Origin of the sequence: Curtobacterium sp. VKM Ac-1395 (assembly GCF_015350975.1) — a bacterium.
GTDB lineage: Bacteria > Actinomycetota > Actinomycetes > Actinomycetales > Microbacteriaceae > Curtobacterium.
Genome location: NZ_JADKRX010000012.1, coordinates 1 through 19128, shown reverse-complemented (window position 1 = coordinate 19128; position 19128 = coordinate 1). Strand labels below are relative to the sequence as shown.

Annotated in this window: 33 protein-coding genes; 8 read left to right on the top strand and 25 right to left on the bottom strand. The window is 67.2% G+C overall.

Features of this window, described 5'->3' with window-relative positions; genetic code table 11:
- Positions 1 to 53 precede the first annotated feature (53 nt).
- The 4 genes from ITJ68_RS18525 to ITJ68_RS18510 all read right to left on the bottom strand — a co-directional run bounded on the left by ITJ68_RS18525 (position 54) and on the right by ITJ68_RS18510 (position 3866).
- Positions 54 to 671, bottom strand: a complete 618-nt coding sequence (locus ITJ68_RS18525; RefSeq protein ID WP_194663587.1) for a hypothetical protein — start codon at positions 669 to 671, stop codon at positions 54 to 56.
- Positions 671 to 1798: a hypothetical protein gene (locus tag ITJ68_RS18520; RefSeq protein ID WP_194663585.1), complete on the bottom strand. Its 1128-nt coding sequence runs from the start codon at positions 1796 to 1798 to the stop codon at positions 671 to 673. The genes ITJ68_RS18525 and ITJ68_RS18520 overlap by 1 nt, the downstream gene beginning before the upstream one ends.
- 8 nt (positions 1799 to 1806) lie before the next feature.
- Entirely contained in the window at positions 1807 to 3378 is a 1572-nt protein-coding gene (locus ITJ68_RS18515) for a relaxase/mobilization nuclease domain-containing protein (RefSeq protein ID WP_323743377.1), read from the bottom strand.
- 92 nt (positions 3379 to 3470) lie between these two features.
- On the bottom strand, positions 3471 to 3866 hold the full coding sequence (locus ITJ68_RS18510; protein ID WP_416354662.1) for a plasmid mobilization protein: 396 nt from the start codon (positions 3864 to 3866) through the stop codon (positions 3471 to 3473).
- A gap of 229 nt (positions 3867 to 4095) precedes the next feature.
- On the opposite strand from ITJ68_RS18510, the gene ITJ68_RS18505 reads away from it, so the two are divergent.
- From ITJ68_RS18505 to ITJ68_RS18485, 5 genes are all read left to right on the top strand, one after another.
- Complete coding sequence (locus ITJ68_RS18505) at positions 4096 to 4404, top strand: hypothetical protein (RefSeq protein ID WP_194663580.1); 309 nt, start codon at positions 4096 to 4098, stop codon at positions 4402 to 4404.
- 371 nt (positions 4405 to 4775) lie between these two features.
- A complete protein-coding gene (locus ITJ68_RS18500; protein WP_194663613.1) occupies positions 4776 to 5018 on the top strand; it encodes a glutaredoxin family protein in 243 nt (80 codons plus the stop codon).
- Positions 5015 to 5245: a helix-turn-helix transcriptional regulator gene (locus ITJ68_RS18495; RefSeq protein WP_194663578.1), complete on the top strand. Its 231-nt coding sequence runs from the start codon at positions 5015 to 5017 to the stop codon at positions 5243 to 5245. Before ITJ68_RS18500 ends, ITJ68_RS18495 begins: the two co-directional genes overlap by 4 nt.
- Entirely contained in the window at positions 5245 to 5502 is a 258-nt protein-coding gene (locus tag ITJ68_RS18490; protein WP_194663576.1) for a hypothetical protein, read from the top strand. Before ITJ68_RS18495 ends, ITJ68_RS18490 begins: the two co-directional genes overlap by 1 nt.
- Positions 5503 to 5551: 49 nt before the next feature.
- Positions 5552 to 6262, top strand: coding sequence for a hypothetical protein (locus ITJ68_RS18485; RefSeq protein ID WP_194663574.1), 711 nt, complete (start codon positions 5552 to 5554; stop codon positions 6260 to 6262).
- A 46-nt stretch (positions 6263 to 6308) separates the two neighbouring features.
- On the opposite strand, the gene ITJ68_RS18480 is transcribed toward ITJ68_RS18485, so the two are convergent.
- The 7 genes from ITJ68_RS18480 to ITJ68_RS18450 form a co-directional block, all read right to left on the bottom strand.
- A complete protein-coding gene (locus ITJ68_RS18480) occupies positions 6309 to 6875 on the bottom strand; it encodes a recombinase family protein (protein WP_194663572.1) in 567 nt (188 codons plus the stop codon).
- Complete coding sequence (locus ITJ68_RS18475) at positions 6875 to 7690, bottom strand: Fic/DOC family protein (protein ID WP_194663570.1); 816 nt, start codon at positions 7688 to 7690, stop codon at positions 6875 to 6877. Before ITJ68_RS18475 ends, ITJ68_RS18480 begins: the two co-directional genes overlap by 1 nt.
- Positions 7691 to 7696: 6 nt before the next feature.
- Positions 7697 to 7909, bottom strand: coding sequence for an antitoxin VbhA family protein (locus tag ITJ68_RS18470; protein ID WP_194663569.1), 213 nt, complete (start codon positions 7907 to 7909; stop codon positions 7697 to 7699).
- A 163-nt stretch (positions 7910 to 8072) separates the two neighbouring features.
- Complete coding sequence (locus ITJ68_RS18465; protein ID WP_194663567.1) at positions 8073 to 8687, bottom strand: hypothetical protein; 615 nt, start codon at positions 8685 to 8687, stop codon at positions 8073 to 8075.
- 20 nt (positions 8688 to 8707) lie between these two features.
- Positions 8708 to 9151, bottom strand: a complete 444-nt coding sequence (locus ITJ68_RS18460; protein WP_194663565.1) for a helix-turn-helix domain-containing protein — start codon at positions 9149 to 9151, stop codon at positions 8708 to 8710.
- Positions 9152 to 9204: 53 nt separating this feature from the next.
- On the bottom strand, positions 9205 to 9603 hold the full coding sequence (locus ITJ68_RS18455; protein WP_194663563.1) for a hypothetical protein: 399 nt from the start codon (positions 9601 to 9603) through the stop codon (positions 9205 to 9207).
- Between the two features lie 31 nt (positions 9604 to 9634).
- On the bottom strand, positions 9635 to 10126 hold the full coding sequence (locus tag ITJ68_RS18450; protein WP_194663561.1) for a hypothetical protein: 492 nt from the start codon (positions 10124 to 10126) through the stop codon (positions 9635 to 9637).
- A 77-nt stretch (positions 10127 to 10203) separates the two neighbouring features.
- Here ITJ68_RS18450 and ITJ68_RS18445 point away from each other — a divergent pair, with 77 nt between their 5' ends.
- Positions 10204 to 10995 carry a hypothetical protein gene (locus tag ITJ68_RS18445; protein WP_194663559.1) on the top strand — a complete coding sequence of 264 codons (792 nt, stop codon included), beginning with the start codon at positions 10204 to 10206 and terminating at the stop codon, positions 10993 to 10995.
- 34 nt (positions 10996 to 11029) lie between these two features.
- Here the strand turns inward: ITJ68_RS18445 and ITJ68_RS18440 are convergent, their stop codons facing one another.
- Positions 11030 to 11365: a hypothetical protein gene (locus tag ITJ68_RS18440; protein WP_194663557.1), complete on the bottom strand. Its 336-nt coding sequence runs from the start codon at positions 11363 to 11365 to the stop codon at positions 11030 to 11032.
- 52 nt (positions 11366 to 11417) lie between these two features.
- Between ITJ68_RS18440 and ITJ68_RS18435 the strand changes: the two genes are divergently transcribed.
- On the top strand, positions 11418 to 11714 hold the full coding sequence (locus ITJ68_RS18435) for a hypothetical protein (protein WP_194663555.1): 297 nt from the start codon (positions 11418 to 11420) through the stop codon (positions 11712 to 11714).
- Positions 11707 to 12210: a helix-turn-helix domain-containing protein gene (locus ITJ68_RS18430; protein ID WP_194663554.1), complete on the top strand. Its 504-nt coding sequence runs from the start codon at positions 11707 to 11709 to the stop codon at positions 12208 to 12210. Before ITJ68_RS18435 ends, ITJ68_RS18430 begins: the two co-directional genes overlap by 8 nt.
- 18 nt (positions 12211 to 12228) lie before the next feature.
- Here ITJ68_RS18430 and ITJ68_RS19260 read toward each other — a convergent pair whose 3' ends face one another.
- The 13 genes from ITJ68_RS19260 to ITJ68_RS18365 all read right to left on the bottom strand — a co-directional run bounded on the left by ITJ68_RS19260 (position 12229) and on the right by ITJ68_RS18365 (position 18674).
- A complete protein-coding gene (locus ITJ68_RS19260) occupies positions 12229 to 13461 on the bottom strand; it encodes a helix-turn-helix domain-containing protein (RefSeq protein ID WP_228506111.1) in 1233 nt (410 codons plus the stop codon).
- A gap of 45 nt (positions 13462 to 13506) precedes the next feature.
- A complete protein-coding gene (locus ITJ68_RS18420) occupies positions 13507 to 13851 on the bottom strand; it encodes a hypothetical protein (RefSeq protein ID WP_194663553.1) in 345 nt (114 codons plus the stop codon).
- Between the two features lie 149 nt (positions 13852 to 14000).
- Complete coding sequence (locus ITJ68_RS18415) at positions 14001 to 14516, bottom strand: hypothetical protein (RefSeq protein ID WP_194663552.1); 516 nt, start codon at positions 14514 to 14516, stop codon at positions 14001 to 14003.
- Positions 14517 to 14645: 129 nt separating this feature from the next.
- Positions 14646 to 14945, bottom strand: coding sequence for a hypothetical protein (locus tag ITJ68_RS18410; protein ID WP_194663551.1), 300 nt, complete (start codon positions 14943 to 14945; stop codon positions 14646 to 14648).
- Positions 14946 to 14951: 6 nt separating this feature from the next.
- Positions 14952 to 15317, bottom strand: coding sequence for a single-stranded DNA-binding protein (locus ITJ68_RS18405; protein ID WP_194663550.1), 366 nt, complete (start codon positions 15315 to 15317; stop codon positions 14952 to 14954).
- A gap of 40 nt (positions 15318 to 15357) precedes the next feature.
- Positions 15358 to 15567 carry a hypothetical protein gene (locus ITJ68_RS18400; RefSeq protein ID WP_194663549.1) on the bottom strand — a complete coding sequence of 70 codons (210 nt, stop codon included), beginning with the start codon at positions 15565 to 15567 and terminating at the stop codon, positions 15358 to 15360.
- Positions 15568 to 15580: 13 nt separating this feature from the next.
- Positions 15581 to 15811: a glutaredoxin domain-containing protein gene (locus ITJ68_RS18395; RefSeq protein ID WP_194663548.1), complete on the bottom strand. Its 231-nt coding sequence runs from the start codon at positions 15809 to 15811 to the stop codon at positions 15581 to 15583.
- Between the two features lie 359 nt (positions 15812 to 16170).
- Positions 16171 to 16509, bottom strand: a complete 339-nt coding sequence (locus ITJ68_RS18390) for a hypothetical protein (protein ID WP_194663547.1) — start codon at positions 16507 to 16509, stop codon at positions 16171 to 16173.
- Positions 16506 to 17141 carry an AAA family ATPase gene (locus tag ITJ68_RS18385; RefSeq protein ID WP_194663545.1) on the bottom strand — a complete coding sequence of 212 codons (636 nt, stop codon included), beginning with the start codon at positions 17139 to 17141 and terminating at the stop codon, positions 16506 to 16508. Before ITJ68_RS18385 ends, ITJ68_RS18390 begins: the two co-directional genes overlap by 4 nt.
- Before the next feature lie 48 nt (positions 17142 to 17189).
- On the bottom strand, positions 17190 to 17621 hold the full coding sequence (locus ITJ68_RS18380) for a hypothetical protein (protein WP_194663543.1): 432 nt from the start codon (positions 17619 to 17621) through the stop codon (positions 17190 to 17192).
- A gap of 143 nt (positions 17622 to 17764) precedes the next feature.
- Positions 17765 to 18169, bottom strand: coding sequence for a DUF3846 domain-containing protein (locus ITJ68_RS18375; RefSeq protein ID WP_194663541.1), 405 nt, complete (start codon positions 18167 to 18169; stop codon positions 17765 to 17767).
- Positions 18166 to 18414 carry a hypothetical protein gene (locus ITJ68_RS18370; RefSeq protein ID WP_194663540.1) on the bottom strand — a complete coding sequence of 83 codons (249 nt, stop codon included), beginning with the start codon at positions 18412 to 18414 and terminating at the stop codon, positions 18166 to 18168. Before ITJ68_RS18370 ends, ITJ68_RS18375 begins: the two co-directional genes overlap by 4 nt.
- A gap of 59 nt (positions 18415 to 18473) precedes the next feature.
- Positions 18474 to 18674 (bottom strand): hypothetical protein, encoded by a 201-nt coding sequence (locus ITJ68_RS18365; protein WP_194663539.1) that lies wholly within the window; start codon positions 18672 to 18674, stop codon positions 18474 to 18476.
- Positions 18675 to 19128 lie beyond the last annotated feature (454 nt).

Sequence of the window (19128 nt, the reverse complement as noted above, 5' to 3'; positions counted from 1 at the left end):
GAAGGACGCCGCCCCACAGGGGCGGCGTCCTTCGTTGTGTGGACCCGTGGGCGTCAGCTCAGCCACTCCCACGCGGTGACGTGACCGGCGGTGAGCCCCGCGCCTCGGACAACTTCCATCGGGTCGTGGAACCAGTAAGGCTCTCCACCTGCCCACCCGAATGCGGCCTCAGCGGCAGACGCCGCGGTAGATCCCGCGGGGTCGATCGCGTAGAAGGCCTCGACGGTGACCATGACGCGAGGGTCCTCGCCCTGGATATGCGGCACGAGGTGAACGGCCGTGACGGGCACCCCGTTCGCTTCGCGAACCGCCGTCCATGCGGCGCGCAGCTGGCTCGAGGTCACCTGCTGGCCGTCGACCGGGCACGACACCTCGAGCACCAAGTCGTCAGGGTGTTCGGCAGCCACCTCGAACCAGTCCAGCGTCTCCGTCCAGAGCGTGCAGAGGGTCGGTGCCGGCACGTCGGTCGCCGGCGTCGCACGACCTTCGACGAGAGCCCTGAGCCATTCGGGCATACCGGCGGAAGGTGCGAGCGTGTACTGCTCGGGACCGCCGCTGAACGCGTTGTAAACGGCGAACGCAGCTTGCCACTCTGCTCGTGGCCACTGCGCGACGTAGGCCTCGTCGGGCCCGCCCACAGCGCGAATGAAATCGTCGAGGACGACACTCATCAGCGGCCCCGCTCGCCACGCTCGCGAGTGGCGCCCATCGCCTTCGTCGCGGCCTTCCGTGCCTTGGCTGCGCCCCGGGTGCTTGCCACGGCCGCGCGCGGGTGCTTCGCGTTGGACACGTCGGAGCCGTACTGCGCCTGGATCGCGACCGCGTCGACCCCTTGCGCGGCCATCGCCTCGGCGTGGGTGTCGCGTCGGTCGGCGCTGTCCCACGTCGCCTCTCCGGCGGCACGGTCCTGGTCGCCGGCGGACTGCTCCGTCGTCGCCGTCGTCTGCGCGGCGGTGCGTGCGTCTGCGAGGCGATCGCGCATCCCCACGGAACTGTCGTGGCTGTCGCGGGTGTCGTTGACGATCTGGTCCCACGACCGGTCATCGTCGCGGTCCACGTCGGACTCGTCCGGCAGGCCCCGGCTCATGAACTCGGCCGAGGCGAGGAACTTGTCAATCCGCTCGGCCTCGTACTCGTTGAGGGTCAACGTGATCGTGCGCTCCGCGTTCGGGTCGAGCCGTTCCGGCTCGGGATAGGGGTCGACGTAGTCGGCCCCGATCTCGCCGTTCGGACCGACACCTTGAGCTCGTTCCACGTCACCGCGGGCAGCCTCGGCGGCCTGGTCGTGACGGTCGGCGGCATTGAGGAGGGTGTCAGCCTCGCGACGTTCCTCGGGCGTCGATCCCTGCACGTCGATGACCTCACCGTCGGCCTCGCGCTCTCGCAGAACGTCGGCGACCCGGTCCGGGTCGGCGCCGAGGTCGTTGACGTCGAGCCCGTACCGTTCGCGGAGCTCGTCGCCCATCTTCGCGTGCGCGGCCGCGAGGTTCGGGTCGTCGTCCTTCCACGCCGCCGTGGTCTCGTAGGCGTGCGCAATGTCCTCGGCCGAAGCGCGGTCCCACCACGCCGGCTCGTTGACCGGCTGCACCTGAGCGCGCGCCAGCACCCGTTCCTGCTCGTACTGGGCCTGCAACTCTCGGGCCCGCTGCGTGCTCTCCGCCTCAGCCCGTCGTGCGGCTTCCTCCCGCGCACGGGCGATGGTCTCACCGATGCGCCCGGCGGACGCGACAAGGGTCCGAAGGACCCCCTCGAGCTCGCCCTCGACCTCGCCAGAATGTACGTTCCCCACGTCGCTCATGTGATCCCCTATCTCTCGTGTCCGTCGCGGTCTGGACGGATGGTTGGTGTGACCGGTCGCGCCGGTTCGATCCGGTTCGGCACGGGACTGCTCGGCGTCCTGGGTGCCTTGCCTCGTTGGGCTTGCAGGAGACGCACGGCCAGCTCGGCGTCAGTCTCATTCGCCGGTGCGGGCACGTTCCGATCGGGCGCGGCACGGCCCGGCGCGACAGGCAGCTCGGGCAGCCGAGCCCGGAGCGCGTCGAGCTTGGAGCCCATCGCCTGCGAGATCTGCTGCGCTTGGCGGGCGTCTTGGATGGCGTTGTGCGACTCGAACAGCGCGCGGGTAGTGGAGACGAGCTGGCGGAGCAGGATGGCCTCGGCCATCGTGCCCTTCCCGCCCTTTGTCGCCATCATGAGCAGCATCGCCGCACCCGACGCGGAGGCCATGCCGGACGGCTTGGGCTTCACCTGGTGCTTGCGGATCTGCGCACTCCGGGCGAGCACACGCGACGCATCGGCCAGCGGTCCGGGCGTCTCCTCGACACGCTCGGACCATGCCGCGAAGGCGGCGCTGGTCTCCTTGGCGACGATCGCCCACGTTGCCCGATCGTCCTTCGGGACGTCGCGCAACTGACGGCGGAGCTCAGTCACGTTGGCGGTGTAGTCCTGCCACATTTCCGGTGTCGGTTCGCGCAGCTCGGCGCCGGGGTGGACGGGCTTGTACCGAACCGGGTTCCGCCAGGTGGCCTGCCACTCGGCGGCACCCTCGGACGCCGCCTGGGGGCTGTCCTCCCACCCTTCCCGGAGGCGCTGCAACGTCAGGTCGCGCGCCAGTCGACCACCGCCGTGCCAGACGATCGGCTCGCCCTTCACCGGGCGGATCGCGACCGAGTACCCGGCGACAACGTCGTCACGACCGGCGGCAAAGCGGGGCTTGGCGATGATGCCGAGCTGGTGCAGTCGACGGACAAACTCGCCCTCGGTCTGCGCCGCTCCCGACGCGGCACGGACACCCCGCTCGAGGCGACGTGCCTTCACCTCGGCCGACCCGGCGCGCTCGGCGATGCTGCGCTCCGACGGCTTCTCGCCACGCTCGGTCGAGGCTGCCAGGCGAGACGTGGTGAGTTGCAGCCGGTACTTGACCTCGAGGTCGCGGGCAATGTCCTGGGACCGCTGACGATCGCGGTGGACGTTCACCTTCGTGCCATCCTCGCGCACGAGAGACACGGCAATGTGAATGTGGTCGTTGCCGTTCGTCGACAGGCCGTGACGCACCGCAACCCACCGGGCCGGCGACCGACCGGACCCGGCCTCGGTGAACTCCATCGCATCGACAAAGTCGGTCGCGATCGCGTTCCACTGCTCGTCGGAAAGCTGACCCTCCTCGGCCTTCAACGACAACGACGCGTGCCACACGTGAGCGTCAACGCGCTCCTTGTGAACCGCTCCCGTCTCCGGGTCGGTGATGGTCTTGAGCTGCGTGACCTCCGTACCGAACACGCGGTGCGGCTCGTCGAGGTCGCGTGCGATCGCGAGTGCAGTGTCGCGGTCGAGGACGTCGTCGCCGTACATGGCCATGATTGCCGGGTCGCCGGCCACGAGGTGCTGATCCTCGTGCTCGTTCGACCGACCCTCCCCGGCGAGGTAGACCATGAGCCCACCCATGCGATCGCCGCGGGTGATGTTCGGCATCATGACTCGGCCAGCCGCTCGATGGCCGCGCTGATCCGAGGAACGAGGACCCGGTACTCCTGCACGATCGCCTTCGCGTCGTCAGGGAAGGCCTTCTCCTCGTTCGCGAACCGGGCGAGCTGGTTGACGTTGTTCGCGACGTTCGCGAGCAACCGGCGAACCGCGAAGAGCTCCGCGATCGCTTCCTTGCGATCGGTGTCGGTCTCGATGTGCGTGTTCATCGCCGACTCGACCATGAGACGTGGCACGGTCACGCTCCGAGCGATGGCACGAGCCGCGAGCTGCACGTCCTCCTGCGGCGTCACCTTCACGGTGTAACGCTTCTGACGCGGCCCCCCGGCCGCGTTCGCACGCCGCTGACGACCGAACAGGTTTCGTTCGTTCGGCTCCGACATGACGCACCTCCTAGCCCAGCGCAGCGACCCCGGAAACCGGGGCTTCATACGTCAAGTATGCCGCCGAAGACGCGCAGCGTCCAGAGGCCAAGCGAGTTAGGGCACCTAACTCTATAGCTTGCTCCGTTGGGACTCCGCCCCGATGGAGCCAAAGGCGAAATGGGCCTAGCCGGGACGGCGGTACCGAAGGGGCTGGTCTCCTGAGGGTGTGTCGCCGTAGGCTGGTCACATGAGCGATGCGATTGTGACCCCAGAGGATGCCGCCGACGCGGCGAGGCGACTGCTAGAGGCGAACGTGAACGAGCGTGTCAACGCCGTTCGTGAAGTCGCCGAGGCGGCCAACGATGCCGACGCCAAGGAGCGCGACGCCGCGGCGGCGCGTGACCGTCACACGCGCGCGTGGGACGCAGCCCTCAAGGCCGGCTGGTCCGACAAGGAGCTGCGGCAGACGGGCGCGCGTGCGCCCGGTGCAGCGACCGCGAAGCGTCGCACGCGACGACCGGCGTCGGCTCCCATGACCACGACCGAGAGCGAGTAGCCCGGACACCAGAGTGTCACGAGTGCCCCGTCGAGTTCTTGTCGGCGGGGCACTTCTCTGTGCGCGGTGAGTGACAGCGACAGACGTCACGACCAGAGCACCGCGGAGCGGAGTCGCTGCGCTCCGGGAGGAGCCGGCTTCGCCGGCCGAATTCGTTCTTTTGCCTGTGAAGCCTGCGGCGATTGTACGGTCGGCGGTCAGAGCGCAAGCGGCAAGCCGCCGGGCGTCTCAGAACTTTGGGACGCGGTCGCAAGCTCCCTTATTTCGCCCCAAACTTCTCAGCCACCCGCCCCAAGGGGTTGCCCTCTGCCCTTCTCCCTGATCGGCACTACGTGCCTTCACAGGCAAAAGAACGAGAGGGAGTGGATCTGATGAGCACACACAAAGTGGTTCTGTATGGACAGCCCGGTTGCGGTCCGTGCGTGGCCGTGAAGGCGTCGCTGGACCGGGCGGGTGTCGAGTACGAGTACGTCGACGTGGCCGCCTCGCCGGAGGCGTTGGCGCACGTTCAAGACCTCGGGTACGCGCACACACCCGTGATTGAAAGTGGCGACGATCACTGGACGGACTTCCGTCCCGACAAGATCGCAGCCCTAGCGGCGGTGGTGTCATGACCGGCGCCCAGCAGCCCCTACTGATGCTCGAGCCGCTGCACCGGGAGCCGACGGTTAGGGGTCTTTTGAACGAGGCTCAGGCGGCCCGTGCGATCGGCGTCACCGTCAGCGAGCTCCACGCGATGACGACCGCCGGTCTCGGCCCGGTCGGATTCGCTCTGACGCCTCGCGTCGTACGGTACGCACCCGCCGACGTCGCCGCGTGGAAGGGCCAGCGGGTGCGGTGATGACGATGACGCACTCCCCCGCGGACTCTCCGCCGGCCACCTACAGCCCGGAGAACGATCCGATCAACGACGTTCACCTGTGGGAGCTCACCGAACGGGAGCGCGTCATCTACGAGCTGGGGTTCCACGTGGGCTACGCCGCCCGACAGGGCGAAGTCGACCAGCTCGACCACGAAGCTGACCGGCTCTATCGGGCCGCATTCGACCACCGCGACTGCACCTGCTGGCGGCGACGCCCGCACCGCGTCACCTGGTGAGAACCAGTTCCACAGAGTCAGAATGAAACCACTAAGGGGAGGACACACCATGAACGAGAACGAGATCCAAGCCGCTAGAGAGCAAGCGCCCGCGTCCCGAGCTGCACTCGCGCAGCGTCAGGAGAGCGCCTACATGAAGGGTTACGACGAGCGGATGAAGTCCGGCCAAGAGTGGTCGGATGGGGGGCCGGCCCAGCGCCTCGATGTGGCAGCGGACGTCGCCACCGCGAAGGTGGGCGCTTACCAAGAGCTCGACCAGTTGGGCGCCTTCCTGGACAACGAGCTCGGCGGCGACGAGGGCTCTGATCTCGCCGCGTTCCGGCCTCTGTCGCCGGAGGTCGAGGACGCGTTCGAGCGTGCTTCCTACCTCGCTGGCCGGTGGTCGAAGTCGGGTGTCGCGATGGACGCGCTTCTCGAGGCGGTCGAGGACCACCAGTACTCCCGCGACACCGTCGGATCGATCCACGCCGTCAATCCCCAAGAGGCCTCATTCGGCTACACCTGGGCAGCAAGGCAGTCCGCGGAAGCCGGCCTCATCGGCATCGACAGGACCGCAGAGGAACGCGCCGCAGCGTCGCTGTCGACCGACCGGCCGAGCGTCGCTCCGCTCTCTCCCGCCATGCAAGAGAGAGCTGAGATGGCCCGGCGTGGTCTCGACGCTCAGAGGGGCACGGGGCGCTCGTCAGCCAGTGCGTCTGCACGTCCCTACCGGCCGCCGGCTGCGACCGACCAGACACGCTCGACCGATCAATCGCGGTAGAGCGCTGTCGTTGCGGCCGGGGCCTTCGGGCTCCGGCCGTCCTGCGTTATGCGTCCTGCGCTTGGAGGATCGCGCGCGACACAGTAGACGCGCTGACGCCGAGGATTTGGCCGATCTGGTCGAACGTACTTCCCTTGGCTCGCAGCTCGAGGGCGGTCTTCACTCGTTCGTCTGTCATCGACCGGGGCCTGCCGCCGAGGCGGCCTCGGGCCCGGGCAGCGGCCAAGCCTTCGTGGGTGCGTTCGCTGATCAGCCGCCCGGAGAACTGTCCGATGGCGGCGAAGATGACGAAGAACATCTCGCCGCCGGCGGTCGTGGTGTCGATTCCCTCGTGCAACGACCGGAACTGAATGCCGCGCTCCTTGAGGTCGTCGACGACGCGCACGAGGTGTTGCACGGATCGGCCGAGCCGGTCGATCCGAGTGACCATGAGGACGTCGCCCTCGTGGTCCCGGAGGTAGTCGAGCGCGGCTGTCAGGCCGGGGCGGGCGTCGAGCTTGCCGGAGGCGTGGTCGGTGAAGATCCGCCCGGCGCCGGCGGCGGTGAGCTCGTCGATCTGCGAGTGGAGGACCTGGTCAAGGGTCGACACTCGGGCGTATCCGACGATCGCCATCAGCGGCCGTACCCGTCACGTCGTGGCCCGGTGGTGCCGGGGCCGTTCGTGCGGCCGTCACGGCCGTAGTAGGCCCGCTCGCCGGCGCCTGCTCCACGCGCCTGCGACGGCCCGCTCCGTGTTGCGGAGCTGGCACGCATGGCCTCGGCGGCCTGCTTGGCGCGTTGCAGCGCGAGGGGGTCCATCCGGTCGGTGACCATGACACTCAATGCCTCGCGCAGCGGGGCAAGGTCACCGTCCCGAGCAGCGTGCGACACAGCGATGTTCTGCTCCTTGGTGAGGACGTTCCAGTGGATTGTCTTGCCGCCGGCCTCGGCGACCTGGTCGAAGTAGAGCCGCTGCGTGCGACCGTTGCCCTCGCGAAATGGGTGGGCCTCGTTGACGTCGTTGAAACGTTCGGCGAGGAGGCTCGACCACTTGTCCGTTTCCATGCCAGGTCGGAGCATTCCATCATCACGCATCAGTCGCGCAGCTCCGTCAACGACGAACCCGACATGCTCTGGCGGCAAGAACCCCTGCCCACCCTTGGAAATCCCGACCGTCCGGATCTCGCCCGCCCACGGGTAGACGTCCTGGAACAGGTGACGGTGGATCGCCTGCAAGTGCGGGAGGTCGAAGTCGCCCTGGAAGGGTTCATCCAGAAATTCGATCCGGCGGTCTTCCACGCGCCCGTCCTCGAACTCGCGCAACTTCTCGGCCGTGGCGATCGGCTCGGCAGAGAGTGTGCGGAGCATGCCGGTGCGGAGGTCGAGGTACCCGTCCCACCGTTCAGCTTCGGTCGCCCCCGTCTGCCAGGGGCGATCGGAATCAGCCACGGCTCTTCAGCGGTCGGCGGTCGAGGGGTGCAGGCGACGCACTTCGGCGCTCATCTCCTGGCGAGTGAGCTCGCCACGGACCCACTGGTCCTGAAGACCGTGCACGGCATCCGAAGCCCGGCCACCCTCGAGCGCCGTCGACGTGCGAGTCTCGTCGACGATCTGCTGCCGGCGGGCACGCTCGGTTTTGGTGAGCTGCGTGGTGGTCGTAGTTGCCATGGTGGGTCCTCCCCCGTCGAGCTTCAATTCTACCGGATAGGCGGCAAAAACGGTAGGTCCGAGGTTTTGCGGGCGGAAGTTTTGACGATGAGTTTTGACGAACCGACAGCGCCGGAAATCCGGGGATCTCGGCGGGCTGCTCCACCGCCGGCAGAAACGATCGTTATCGCGCGATCCTCCGTGTCCATTCGTACGTCCGAGATCCACGCCTGAACGCGTACACGCCTATGCCAAGGGCAACTCCCGCGATGATCGCTGCGACTCCGTTTACGGTGCCGACCCCGCCTCCCTGCACAGCGAGGGCCGACGCCGCAGCGGCGGCGAGAAGTAGGAGGATGCCCAACTTGGCGCGGCTGCGACCCTCCCGCAGAGCGAATCCGGCGGCGCAGACCCCGGCCATGATGAAGAACAGAAGTGCGTCGAACGCGAGTAGGGCGGGGTACTGGACCCAAGCGATCAGCGCCCAGCAGAAGGCCACGATCAGGAGACTGTGGATCGCGAAGATGCCCCAGGACAGCCAGCGCGGCTCTGGCGCGCGGTTCTTTGCGGCGCCGCCTACAACCCAGTGCCATGCGCGGCGTTGCAAGATGGTCGCGGCGATGATCGCGGCGACCCCGACGAGTTCGGCGATTCCTGCGGCGTTGAGGATGAAGGCACCCGTCTCGCCGGGGGTCATGCCCACGGTGCTGAACACCACGGACGCGACGCCGATGACAAGAAGTGCGGCCGTTTCCAGAGCGCGGCCTGCGAGGTATTCGCGCCGGCCTCCGGTGGTCATGGGATGAGTTGCTACAGCGGTCATCGTTCCCCCTTGAGGCGACGTGCAAGCCAGGTCAGTGCCCCGGCGGTGAGTTGAGTTGCTTCTGAACCGTTGACGATTTGGGATACGGCTTGGCGACTGATTCCGAGTCGTCGTGCGATCGCGACGATGGACTCCCGCTCGGCAGCCGCGCGCAGAGCCGCGTAGCGCACCCGTGTGGCGGACGCGACCTCATGGCGCAGCACGGCAGCTCGTTCCTCGGCGAGGAGGGAGATCCGCATTAGCGTTTCCGTGCTGAGCTCGACGGGATTGGCGGCTAGCGCCTCGAGGGAAAGCACCTCCGTGGCGCGCTCTGGATCGAGGTCGATGGCGTCCAGCAGATTCGCGATGCTGACGTCGTGTGCCGTGAGTCGTTGGGCGGTCGCGGCCGCGTCGTGCGGCCGGTAGTGCGAGACGATCCCGGCCATGGTTTCTTCGGACATGGCAAAACGGTAACGCAAGACTACCCTTGCGCGCAAGGGTGCTATTGCCGACCTTAGTTGAGGAGCTGCACGGGGACGTCGACCGAGACGTCTTCTCCGTTGACGGTGCCGAATCCGGTGATGCTCTCGACGGCGTCGGTGCCGAGCGACGAGTCCGGGAACCGAACGACGACGGACGTGCCCTTGTCGTCGACGTGACTCGCGTCGTAGTTGGCCTGGGTGGAGCTGGCGAAATCAAAGATGAACGCGGCGGTTTGCGTGGGCGAGAACCGGACGGCGAAGTGCTTGACGAGGGCGCCGCGGTCGTCGCCGAGCGCGATGCCGTAGGTGAACCACTCCGCGACGGGCTCGGCCGGGAAGGGGTCGCCGAGGTCGAACGTGGCGACGATGCCGTTGGCGTCGACGTCGACGAGGACGTTGACGAGCTCACGGGGGCGGGTTGGGGTGGTCATGTGGTCACACGACGGAGCGGCCATCGCGTGTTCACGCCTGGGCCGAGGCGCTTGCGTCGCGGGCCGCTGCGATGGCACCGCCGACCTCCGCAAGGTCCTTGACAGGCAGCACGGGGCCGTCGTCAACCTGCACTTGGAACCACGACCGGACGGAGAACTCAGGGACCGTGAGCCCAGCGATGAGAGTGACGCCCTCGCCAAGGTCGGCCCCGACTAGGTAGCTGTTGCTGGGCTTGCCGGTGCCGACCTGCTTTGCCGCGACGCGGTCCCCTGTGTCGACGAGATCCCAGTCGGAGTTTTCCTCTTCCAGCACCCGCCAGTGGAGGGCCTGTGCGCGCGGGTCGTTCGATGCACCGAAGAGCATCGCGGCCGCCTCCTGAGTGAGCGAGCTCCCCACCAGACGGATCAGTTTTCCCTGCAAGGCTTGCTGCTCCGCCCAGTGCACCGTTGCGAGTTTGTCACGGTGATCCTGGGCCGCTGAATACGCCTTGAGTGCCAGCTCTGAGATTTGGGGATCGGTCATGTTCCTAGTGTTTGGTAGTTCTCTCCGATAGGCAACCCAGCGCCTCTCCCCGGGTGTTTGCATGGCAGAGTCGTGACGTGACCGATCACGACAATCAAGAATCCGATGCACAGGCCCAACTTGGGATGGATATCTTGCGGCGTCATTTCCGACGCTACGAGCGCGTCGCCGAGAGGGCCGAGAGCCTTAGCGTCACGGCCGGATCGTCATTAGCCGGAGACCGAGATGCAGCGACGTACAACCCGGTCCCGGACGTCGTTCGCAACATCCTCGGCGTAGCTCTCGACCACCTGCACGCGCTCGTGGTGAGCGTGGAACAGAGCAACGGGATGATCCTGGCCATGTCATCGTTCACGCTCATTCGCACCGCCTACGAGGCGGCAGGAACCGGTCTGTGGCTACTGCAACCCCAGTCGAGAGACGAGCGGCTGATGCGCTCCATGCGCCTGACCTACGACAACCGGCGGCAGGTGCGCTCCGTGCAAACGGGGCTGGGAAAAACCGATCCGGGGTTCGAACGGATGCTCGGCCGGCTCCGGGAGCAAATGGACGCCCGGGACGGCCTCAGGGGGAAACCTCTCAAGCCGATGACATCAGTGACAGATCGACTGACGTCCGTCGCGGAGCTGGTGCCGAAGCTGATCTTTCCCCCGCTGGCGTTGTGGCAGATGGCGAGCGGAGTCGCCCACGGGAATTCGAGCATGATGATCGCCGTCCTCGAACGGAAACAAGTCGGCCCATCGGACGGGACTTCTGCCGATTACAACGTGACGTCGAGCGTGGTGACGATCGCGTTGTTCTACGCCGCTGCCCTGGACATGATTGAAGCCCTTTTCGATCTCTACGACGCCCGAAACACCGCTCCCTGATTCAGCTGACACCGGACCTACTTGCTCGGCGTGGTCAGCGTGGCCAGGCGTCGGGCTCGGGATGAAGCTGTTGCTGCAAGACGCTCAGCTCGTCCTCGTTCTGGATCATCCACGCGACGGCGCTGTTGAGCGAGTCCGTGGTGCGTAGCCACGGGCGGCCTCCGGCGTTGTCGCGGCCGTGGGCGTAGCAGTGGTAGACCGTGACGCCGGCCTCGTTGCGGGAGAGGACATAGCCGATCGGCGACTCTCGGACCCTCCTGATCTGCCAGACACCGAAGGTGCCGGCAGCCGGCGGAACGGCCAGCGGGTGAGAGGGGATCGGTCGACGGAGGAACTTGTCGACGCTCTCCCCTGGACCTTGAACTCCCACGGCGGGAGCGTACGGCGGGCCACCGTCATCACGACCGTGTCAGGCTTGCTGGATGACGGCCTACCAACTTGCATTCGAGGACACGGAGGTCGCACGGATCAGGCCGGTCGGATCGGAATCCGCGGCGGCATTGGCGTGGTTCAAGGTCGTGTGGCGACCTGGCACGCACGAGGCCGAGACGGTCCACATCTACGGGCCCGGGCTCGCGATCCGCGATCGCCAGTGGCTCGGCGAGGCCCCGTCGATCGCGGCAGCGGTCGCGTTCTGCGATCGCGTCGAGCGCAACGCTGACGCCGTGGGCGAGTACGACTGGGCCGGCGGGACCGTCGAGACGAGTCCCGGTGAGTGAGGACGTGCAGCGGGAAGCCGCGCAACGTGTCCACGCGTTGGCTCGGGATCTCCACGCGGCGCGTGTGCGGGAAGCTGCTCTCGTCGACGAGCTCGCGGCGGCACTGGCGGCGGGCTACGCTGCCGGCATTCCGCGGCAGTCGCTTGCGACGCTGGCCGGAATGTCGGTGACCCGCATGACTCAGTACAGAACCGGGGACGCCTCCAAGCGCCCTCCCCGACCGTTCGCCGGGGTCCTCGTGTTCCCGCCGTATCCACCCCGGCAGCCTCCCGGTTTTCCCGCTGCGGCGGAGAAACGGGTCCCTGGTACACAGTCGGCCCTCCGGCCGGTGCCCCGGGAGACCTTTGAGCGAGAGCGGGAGCTGCTGAGCGGCGCGAAGGCCAGCCTCGAGCGCGGCATGACCGTGCGCGCGACCGCCGACCAACTGGGGATTAGCAAAAGCGTGGTGTCTCGCTACTTCAAGCTGCTGCGGAAGAGCGGCGACGGCGACCGGTAGGAGCGCACGGAACCCTCTCTAGGAGGTCGGATCGCTTGCCGCGGCCTCGTCGATCCTCATCTGGTGTCTGGCGAGAGTCGTCGCACCCGGGTTGACGAGGGGGTACTTCTCCAACCACTCCTCACTGTCGGTGCGCGTTCCGGGCTTCCCTAGTCGCTCGCCGGTGTCCACGAAGGCGTTCCACATGTTCTGCCACGTCTGGAACGCCGGGTGTTCCGCTGCGGCGATGGCGAGCGGAGCGATGAGTGCGTAGTACTGCTCGAGGAGCCCGTAGAGCATTCTTGCCGCGGAGTACCCGTCGAGCGTGCGCCCGTGGCGCTGGATGCGGAATCGCTGGTGGCCGGCGAGAAGATCCCGTTTGTCTTGGAGCTTGCCTCGCAGAACATGGAGAACGGCTTCGGGGGTGCCTTTCTCGATTTGTCGGTCGAGCTGAGTTGCTTCCCTCTCGATGTCGCGGGTCAACTTCTGCTCGGATTGCAGCGAGGTTGCGAGGTCGAAGAATTCGAGCGCTCGGTCTGCGACCAGGCGCGTTTCGGCGGCGAGGGCGTAGGTGGCGTGCGCCCAGTAGACGCCGTGGATCGGTGTCTCTACGACACCGTCGGACATCAAGCCATGTTCAAGCGCGTCCAGGGCTGCCCTGGTTCCTTCGCCGATGTGCAGCAGCCGGTGGATCGTGGCGCGGTCTTCCTCGACCTTCCACGCCGAGTAGGCGGCCTGGTGGGGATTCTTGAGCATCTGCACGGCGGGCCCCATGCTCCGCCGGATGCGAAGTGCGAACGCTCGCGCCTCAAACGTGGTGGGTCCTTCGGTGCGAATGAATTCGTGGTCGGGATCTCCGCGCTCCCAGAGGCGTTGTACGGGGTCGGGCACGAGGGTCTGAATGAGGGCGTCTTGGATTTCGAGTCGCGGCGCGCGGTAGCGGGCTGCGGTCTCGTGGGCGGTGATACCCGGGTGCCCTTTTCTCGGGTACACGTCACCCGATGCGGTCTGCACGGCATCGCGGACGATGGCCGCATGAGGGGCGCTGTTGTCGAAGATGATCCGCCCGTCAGCGAGACGAGTGTCGGTAAGCCCGGCCTCCTCCAACGTGATCAGGGCCCGGCGGGCCGTGGCCACGGACAAGCCTGTGGCCCGGGCTGCCTCGGAAATCGTCAAGCCGTGCGTTCCCCAACTAATCAAGTGCTCTAACAGCAGTCCAGGTCGGCCGGTGAGCGGGAACCGCTTTTCGAGGGTGGTCGTCGTCTTGGTCATGAGACGACCCTAACCCGGCGTGTTCAAAAACTGAGCAACATTGGATCAATTTGCGTCACGGTGGGTTTCCTGGTTGTAGAAGTGTCGGATCTCTCGATCGGTGACGCGCGCATGTGGGGCCGTGGACCACATGCGGAGTTGGGGCCAGAAGAAGGCAATGGTGGCGATCCAGCATGCAGTGCAGAGGCCCCAGTACAGCGCAGCGGCGCCGCTGGCAGACATGCCGGCTCCGGCGGTGCCGATGTCCCACCAACCCTGCCCGCGTGCGACGAGTAGGACCATGGCGCCGAGCCATGCCCAGGAGCCAATGAACATGCCGCGGGCGCGGCGGACACGGCTGGCGGTGGCGCGCTGCGCCGCTGTGGTGTCGCCGGCTGCGTCGTTGTCCATACCGGCATCGTGCCACCTCGAGGTGGGGTGCGGGTGGATCGCGAAAACCCCCGCCCGGAGAGAGTGGGCGGGGGTTGCGCGGCCGCGGCCGGAGAGAGTGGCTGCGGCGGTACTCGGAGCGGGCCGGAGAGAGTGGCCCGTCCGAGAAGTCAGGGTACGTCGGGTGTGCCTCCGGCGCGTGCGGCGGCGAGGATCGCGTCGGCGACGGAGACGAGGGCGATCATCATCGCGGAGGCGCGGAGCGGGTCGTCCGCGACGGTGTCGTAGTCGAGGAGGCCACGGGTGGAGTCGACGTGTCGTCCGACGGCGGCCACGGGCCGCCCCATGGCGCCGGTGATCCACGTGTGAGCGCGGCGCATGTCCGCGTCGGTGAGGGTGCCCCCGGGCGCCGGCGGGACCGCCACTGTTGCAACTGCCTCGATGACGGCCTTCTGTCGGGGCTCGCCGACGAGTGCGGAGCGGACGCCGTCGATGGTGCCTTGCAGCAGGAGCCGGACGGCGATGGGTGAGGCGAGAGCTGATGCCAGGGCGTCGTCGTTGGCGATGACGTCGTGCAGTCCGTAGCCGAGCTCGGGGCTGATGGTGAGAGCACGTTCTGCGGCGATGGCAGCGCGCTCCCCCACGTCTCGGCCGTCGAAGATCGTTCCGTCGCTGGCGGGGATCATGTTGCGTCCTTCCTGGGACGGGCCGAATGGCCTCGCACCGTTTCGAGCCGGGTCATGCCCACGAACGCGCCGAGGGCGTCCGCCGCGTCGGCGGCGGAACGCACCACGGCGCGCCGTTCGTCGGGGGTCTCAGACACGGCCGTCCACCACGACCAGGGCGATCGTGATGACGGTGCCAGGCCGGCTCTGGTTGACGGGGATCTTGAACCCGTGCTCGAAGTAAATGAGCGGTGCCAGGCCTGACTGCGAGGCTTGATCCTGGTACGCACCCGCGATGATGCCGGCGGCTACGGTCGGCTCCGGCGCGAATCCCGTGTCGGGAACTGGGGTGATTGCGACGACCACCTTTTGCCCGATGAACGGGGTGATGTCTTCGGCGCGGAACTCTTTAGTGGTGGACGTGTACTCGGGCTGGTTGCTGTTGGTCATGGTCGCCTACTTCTCGTCGTCGGTCTTGGTGGTGCGGCGGATTTGCGCCACGGCGCGGTTGAGGTCGACTCCGACGGTGTCGGCGTCGATGACGCGGCCGTAGCTGCGGTTGTCGTCGGGTCCCCAACTGTTGGTGTGCTCCCGGCCGGTGACGATCACGGGATCTCCTCGGTGCAGTGTCGCCGCCGTGTTCTCGCCCAGCTCGAACTTCGCTTCGACGAAGTGAGTCGTGGGGGTGTCGTGCTCGACGTACTTGCCGCTGCGGTACTCCCCCGTGTTCTCGATGACGCGGAACTTGGTGATGCTGATGCTGCCGGCCTGGACGATCTCGGGGTCTGCGGCGAGGTTGCCGGTGATGGTGCGTGTGGACATGGTGTTCTCCTTCGGTTGGTGATGCCGGTGGTGGTGTGGTCTAGAGCTCGGGCCGCTTGAACGTGTCGACGATGAGCGTGACGCCGTCCTCTTGGTCGAGGGTGATGGTGCTGACGAGGTCGTAGCCGTCTTCCCCGATGGCGGTGAGGTCGATGCTGCGCTGGTCGAGCTTCCGGCTCTCCTCGCTGGCGGTGGTCTTCTTCGGCACGACGGTGCGGAGCGTGTAGTAGCGGTAGGTGAGTTGAGCCATGGGGTGTCCCTTCTCAGGCGGCGAGGGCCGCGATCTTGTCGGGTCGGAATCCGGCCCACTCGTCGGTGTCGGTGGTGACGATGGGCGCCTGCAGGAGTCCGCGGGCCTTGAACTGCTCGACTGTCTCTCCCGGTTCCTGCTCGAGGTCGACCACGGCGTACGTGACGCCCTTCGCGTCGAGTGCTCGGTAGGTCGCGGTGCACTGGACGCACCCGCTCTTGCTGTACACGATGACGTTGCTCATGATCCTCAGACCCCTCCCGATCAACCGTTTTTCTTTGCCTTCCGGCATGGGGATCAATTGAGAGCGGGAGCGCCGAAGACCAGGGACCGTGGAATACCGGACGGAGCGCAGCGAGGGAGGATATGCCGCGAAAGCCCTGGTCGCAGGCGTGGAGCGATCTATGATCGACCCACCGGAAAGGTCAAAGAAACGATCAAGGCTGTGCCGCGTAGCGGCTCCCCCGCGGTTCGGCCTCCGTGCCGGATCGTGCTGCACGCCGCCCGTGGCGGTGTGCTCGATCTGTGCGTTCACGGGTCCCCCTTCCCTGGTGTCACTCTGCTACCGGTCTGATATCACCCTGATATCAGCCCGCTAGCGTGTCAGTCGTTCGCGTTGTAGTCGTCGACGCCCCGGCGCAGCAGTTGCAGCATCGTCTTGTGGAAGCTGCGATCCTCGGCCGCGGCGATCCGCTGGATGGCGCGCGGCAGGTCTTCGTCGCCCCAGCGCACGAGCGAGGTCGTGGGAACGTCGCCCGTGGGCTCGGCGGCGGCGCGCGGGACGCGCGCCTTGGCTGGGGCCGTCTTCCGCGGGGTCGTGGGAGCTGCGGCGGCGGGTGCCGCCTCGGGCTCGGTAGTCTGCGGGGTTGCCCCGTCGCCGAAGGCGGCGATCGCGGCGGCGCGCTCTTCGGCGCTCTGCGGGGTGCGCTTCTTGATGGTCATGACGCGGTCACCTCTCCGGCGAGTTCCTGAATCTCGGCGCGGGCCTTTGGGTTGGTCCACTCGACCACTCCGCGGCCTTCACCGATGACGTCGCGGTATGCCTTCCGCTCGTACACAACGGTTTCCATGGGCACGATGAGCGGGTAGTCCGCCAGGTACTCCCCCGCGTCGGTCTTCTCGGACCCGTTCGGGTTCGTCGGAGCCTGCGTGATGAGTCCACGGACGACCAGCTCGGGGTTGAGATCCTGCGCCTGCTCGATCAGCTCCGACATGTGCGGGAGCGTGTCGAGGTCGAGCTGCGAGGGCCGGACGGTGACGATCATCTGGTGCGCGGCGGTCATGGCCGTCCGCATCTCCTTCGAGTCGTTCCCGGCGACGTCGACGAGGACAACGTCGTACCGGCCGTCGAGGTCGGTGAGGGTGGAGTAGAGGTTACCCAGCTTCTCCACCGCGGCGACGGCGGGGCTGTGCCCTGCCTCGATGCGGTCGGCGTGCCAGCGCGAGAGAGAGCGCTGCGGGTCGCCGTCGACGGCGACCACGTCCTTACCTTGTGCGGCGAGGGCGACGGCGAGGTTGGTGACGATGGTCGTCTTCCCGGGCCCGCCCTTCTGGCTTCCTACGACAATGATCATGCTTTCATCCTAGTCTCAAAGTGCTATCACTTCAATAGTGTTGTGATGCTATTCCGAAAGTGTCATGCGGACAGTGCCCTCGTCGCAGAACACGGCGGCGTCGTCTCCCCCGGGGCCACCGCCGACGAGTTCGCCGATCAGCTCGTTGGGGTGCTCGACGCTGTCGAGGCGAGCGAGCGCGTCGGCCAGGGCGACGCGGACGGTGCTGCGGTCGTTGCTGGTGAAGTTCAACCACAGGCCGGTGTCGTCGGCGTCCCACGCGGCGCCGACGGCGTCGAGGGGTCCGTCGCCGTTCCTGCCGTAGTGGGCGTGGTGCTGCTTGGGGTCGTGCCGGCGGTCGCGGGTGCAGTACCACTCGCGGCCGTCGATGGTGAGTTCTGCGCCGCACTGGTTCGACTCCCGGGCCGCGTCGGAGAGGGGCGCGTGGGGGTCGAGGGTATTCGGGTCGAGAGCGTCGGGGCGTTCGTAGTGGATGAACATGGTGGGTCCGTTCTGGGGGAGTGTGAGGGGGAGCCCCCTCACCCCGCCGGGCGGCGGGGTGGGGCTCCGGGACTTCCAGGGTGCTATCTGAGTGCTATCACTCCGATAGTGCGGGGGCCCTCCGTGGAAGGGCCCCCGCGTGGTCAGGCTCGGAAGGGGTAGGCCCCGACGAGGGCGCGACGGATGGTGTCGGCGATGCCGTCGTCGGCCTGGGGTGCCAGCGTTCGGAGGACCGCGGCGGCCTGCGATTCTGTGAGTCCGATCGTGTCGCCTTCCTCGTTGCCGCCTGCGATGACGGCGGAGCCGAAGAGCACGGTTCCGGGGTGACCGAGCCGGTTCGCGATGATGGTCGCGGAGAGGTTGAAGTCGGAGCCGTTGATCAGGCCCTCGTCGTCCACCCACATGTCGATGGCGTCCTCGAGGCGGACGACGTCGAACGCGCGGCACCCGATGGCCGTGTACAGCCCGTCCAGGGTCTCCTTTCCGGGGAGCGGGGCGTCGAGCACGCGCCCGTCCGGGTGGACTTGGATCATGCGGTGGGCGGTCATGCTCCGGCCTCCGTCCGCGGGTCGGTGATGGTGAACCCGCGCTCGGTGAGGGCGTCGCGGGTGTCTTGGGTCATGGCGTCGTACGCCTCGGGGCTGATCACGATGGCGGGATCTCCGTCGGTGCCGTTGATGACGACGCACGTCCGCACGTCGAGCGCCCGCCCGGTGTAGGCGCAGGTGATGGCCTTGCTGACGAGGTAGCGCACGAGCTCTCGGCGCAGCACGTCCTGGATGGTGTTGGTCACTGCTCTCTCCTTCAGTGGTGGCGGGGCGACCTTCGCCGCCCCGCCGGGTGGACTGGTGGCTAGTCGTTGTTCTTGGTCAGGGTGTCGATGAACGTCGCGTCCTCGGCCGTCTCGATCACGGCGGTGTGTGCGAGCGAGTACCCCACCCGCGCGTAGGTCTGCAACTCGGCTTCCCGGTCGCCCAACTGGCGCATACGGCGCTGGTGGCCGTCGTTGTCCTTGGTGACCCGGGTAACGATCGTGCTGATGGTCTGAGCCATGTCTCTCTCCTGTTCGCCCAACATTTTTTTGCCCTTGCTGGCAAGAGAATCGATTGAGAGCGGGAGTGCCGAAGTGCAGGGTCGTGGAATACCGGACGGAGCGCAGCGGAGGAGGATATGCCGCGAAAGCCCGGAACGTAGGCACGGAGCGAACTACGATGACCGGCCAGCAAGGGGAAAAAACACTTGATCAAAAGAGGTCGGCGAAGCCGACTCCGATCAGACGGAGACAGCGCCGGCCTCCGTGCCGGCCCCTCCGGTCAGCCCCGGCTGACCGTGCCCTGCTGCTATCGCTCCGCTTCCGGCCTGCTGCCACATCACTTTCAGAGTGATAGCACTATGCAAGTGCGGGGGAGCGCGAGGGGGATCGCCCCTCGCCCGCCGGTGGGAGCCGGGGGAGAGGCCCCGCGTCGGTGGGGGGCACCGACGCGGGACCGGGCACCAGCAGACCGGT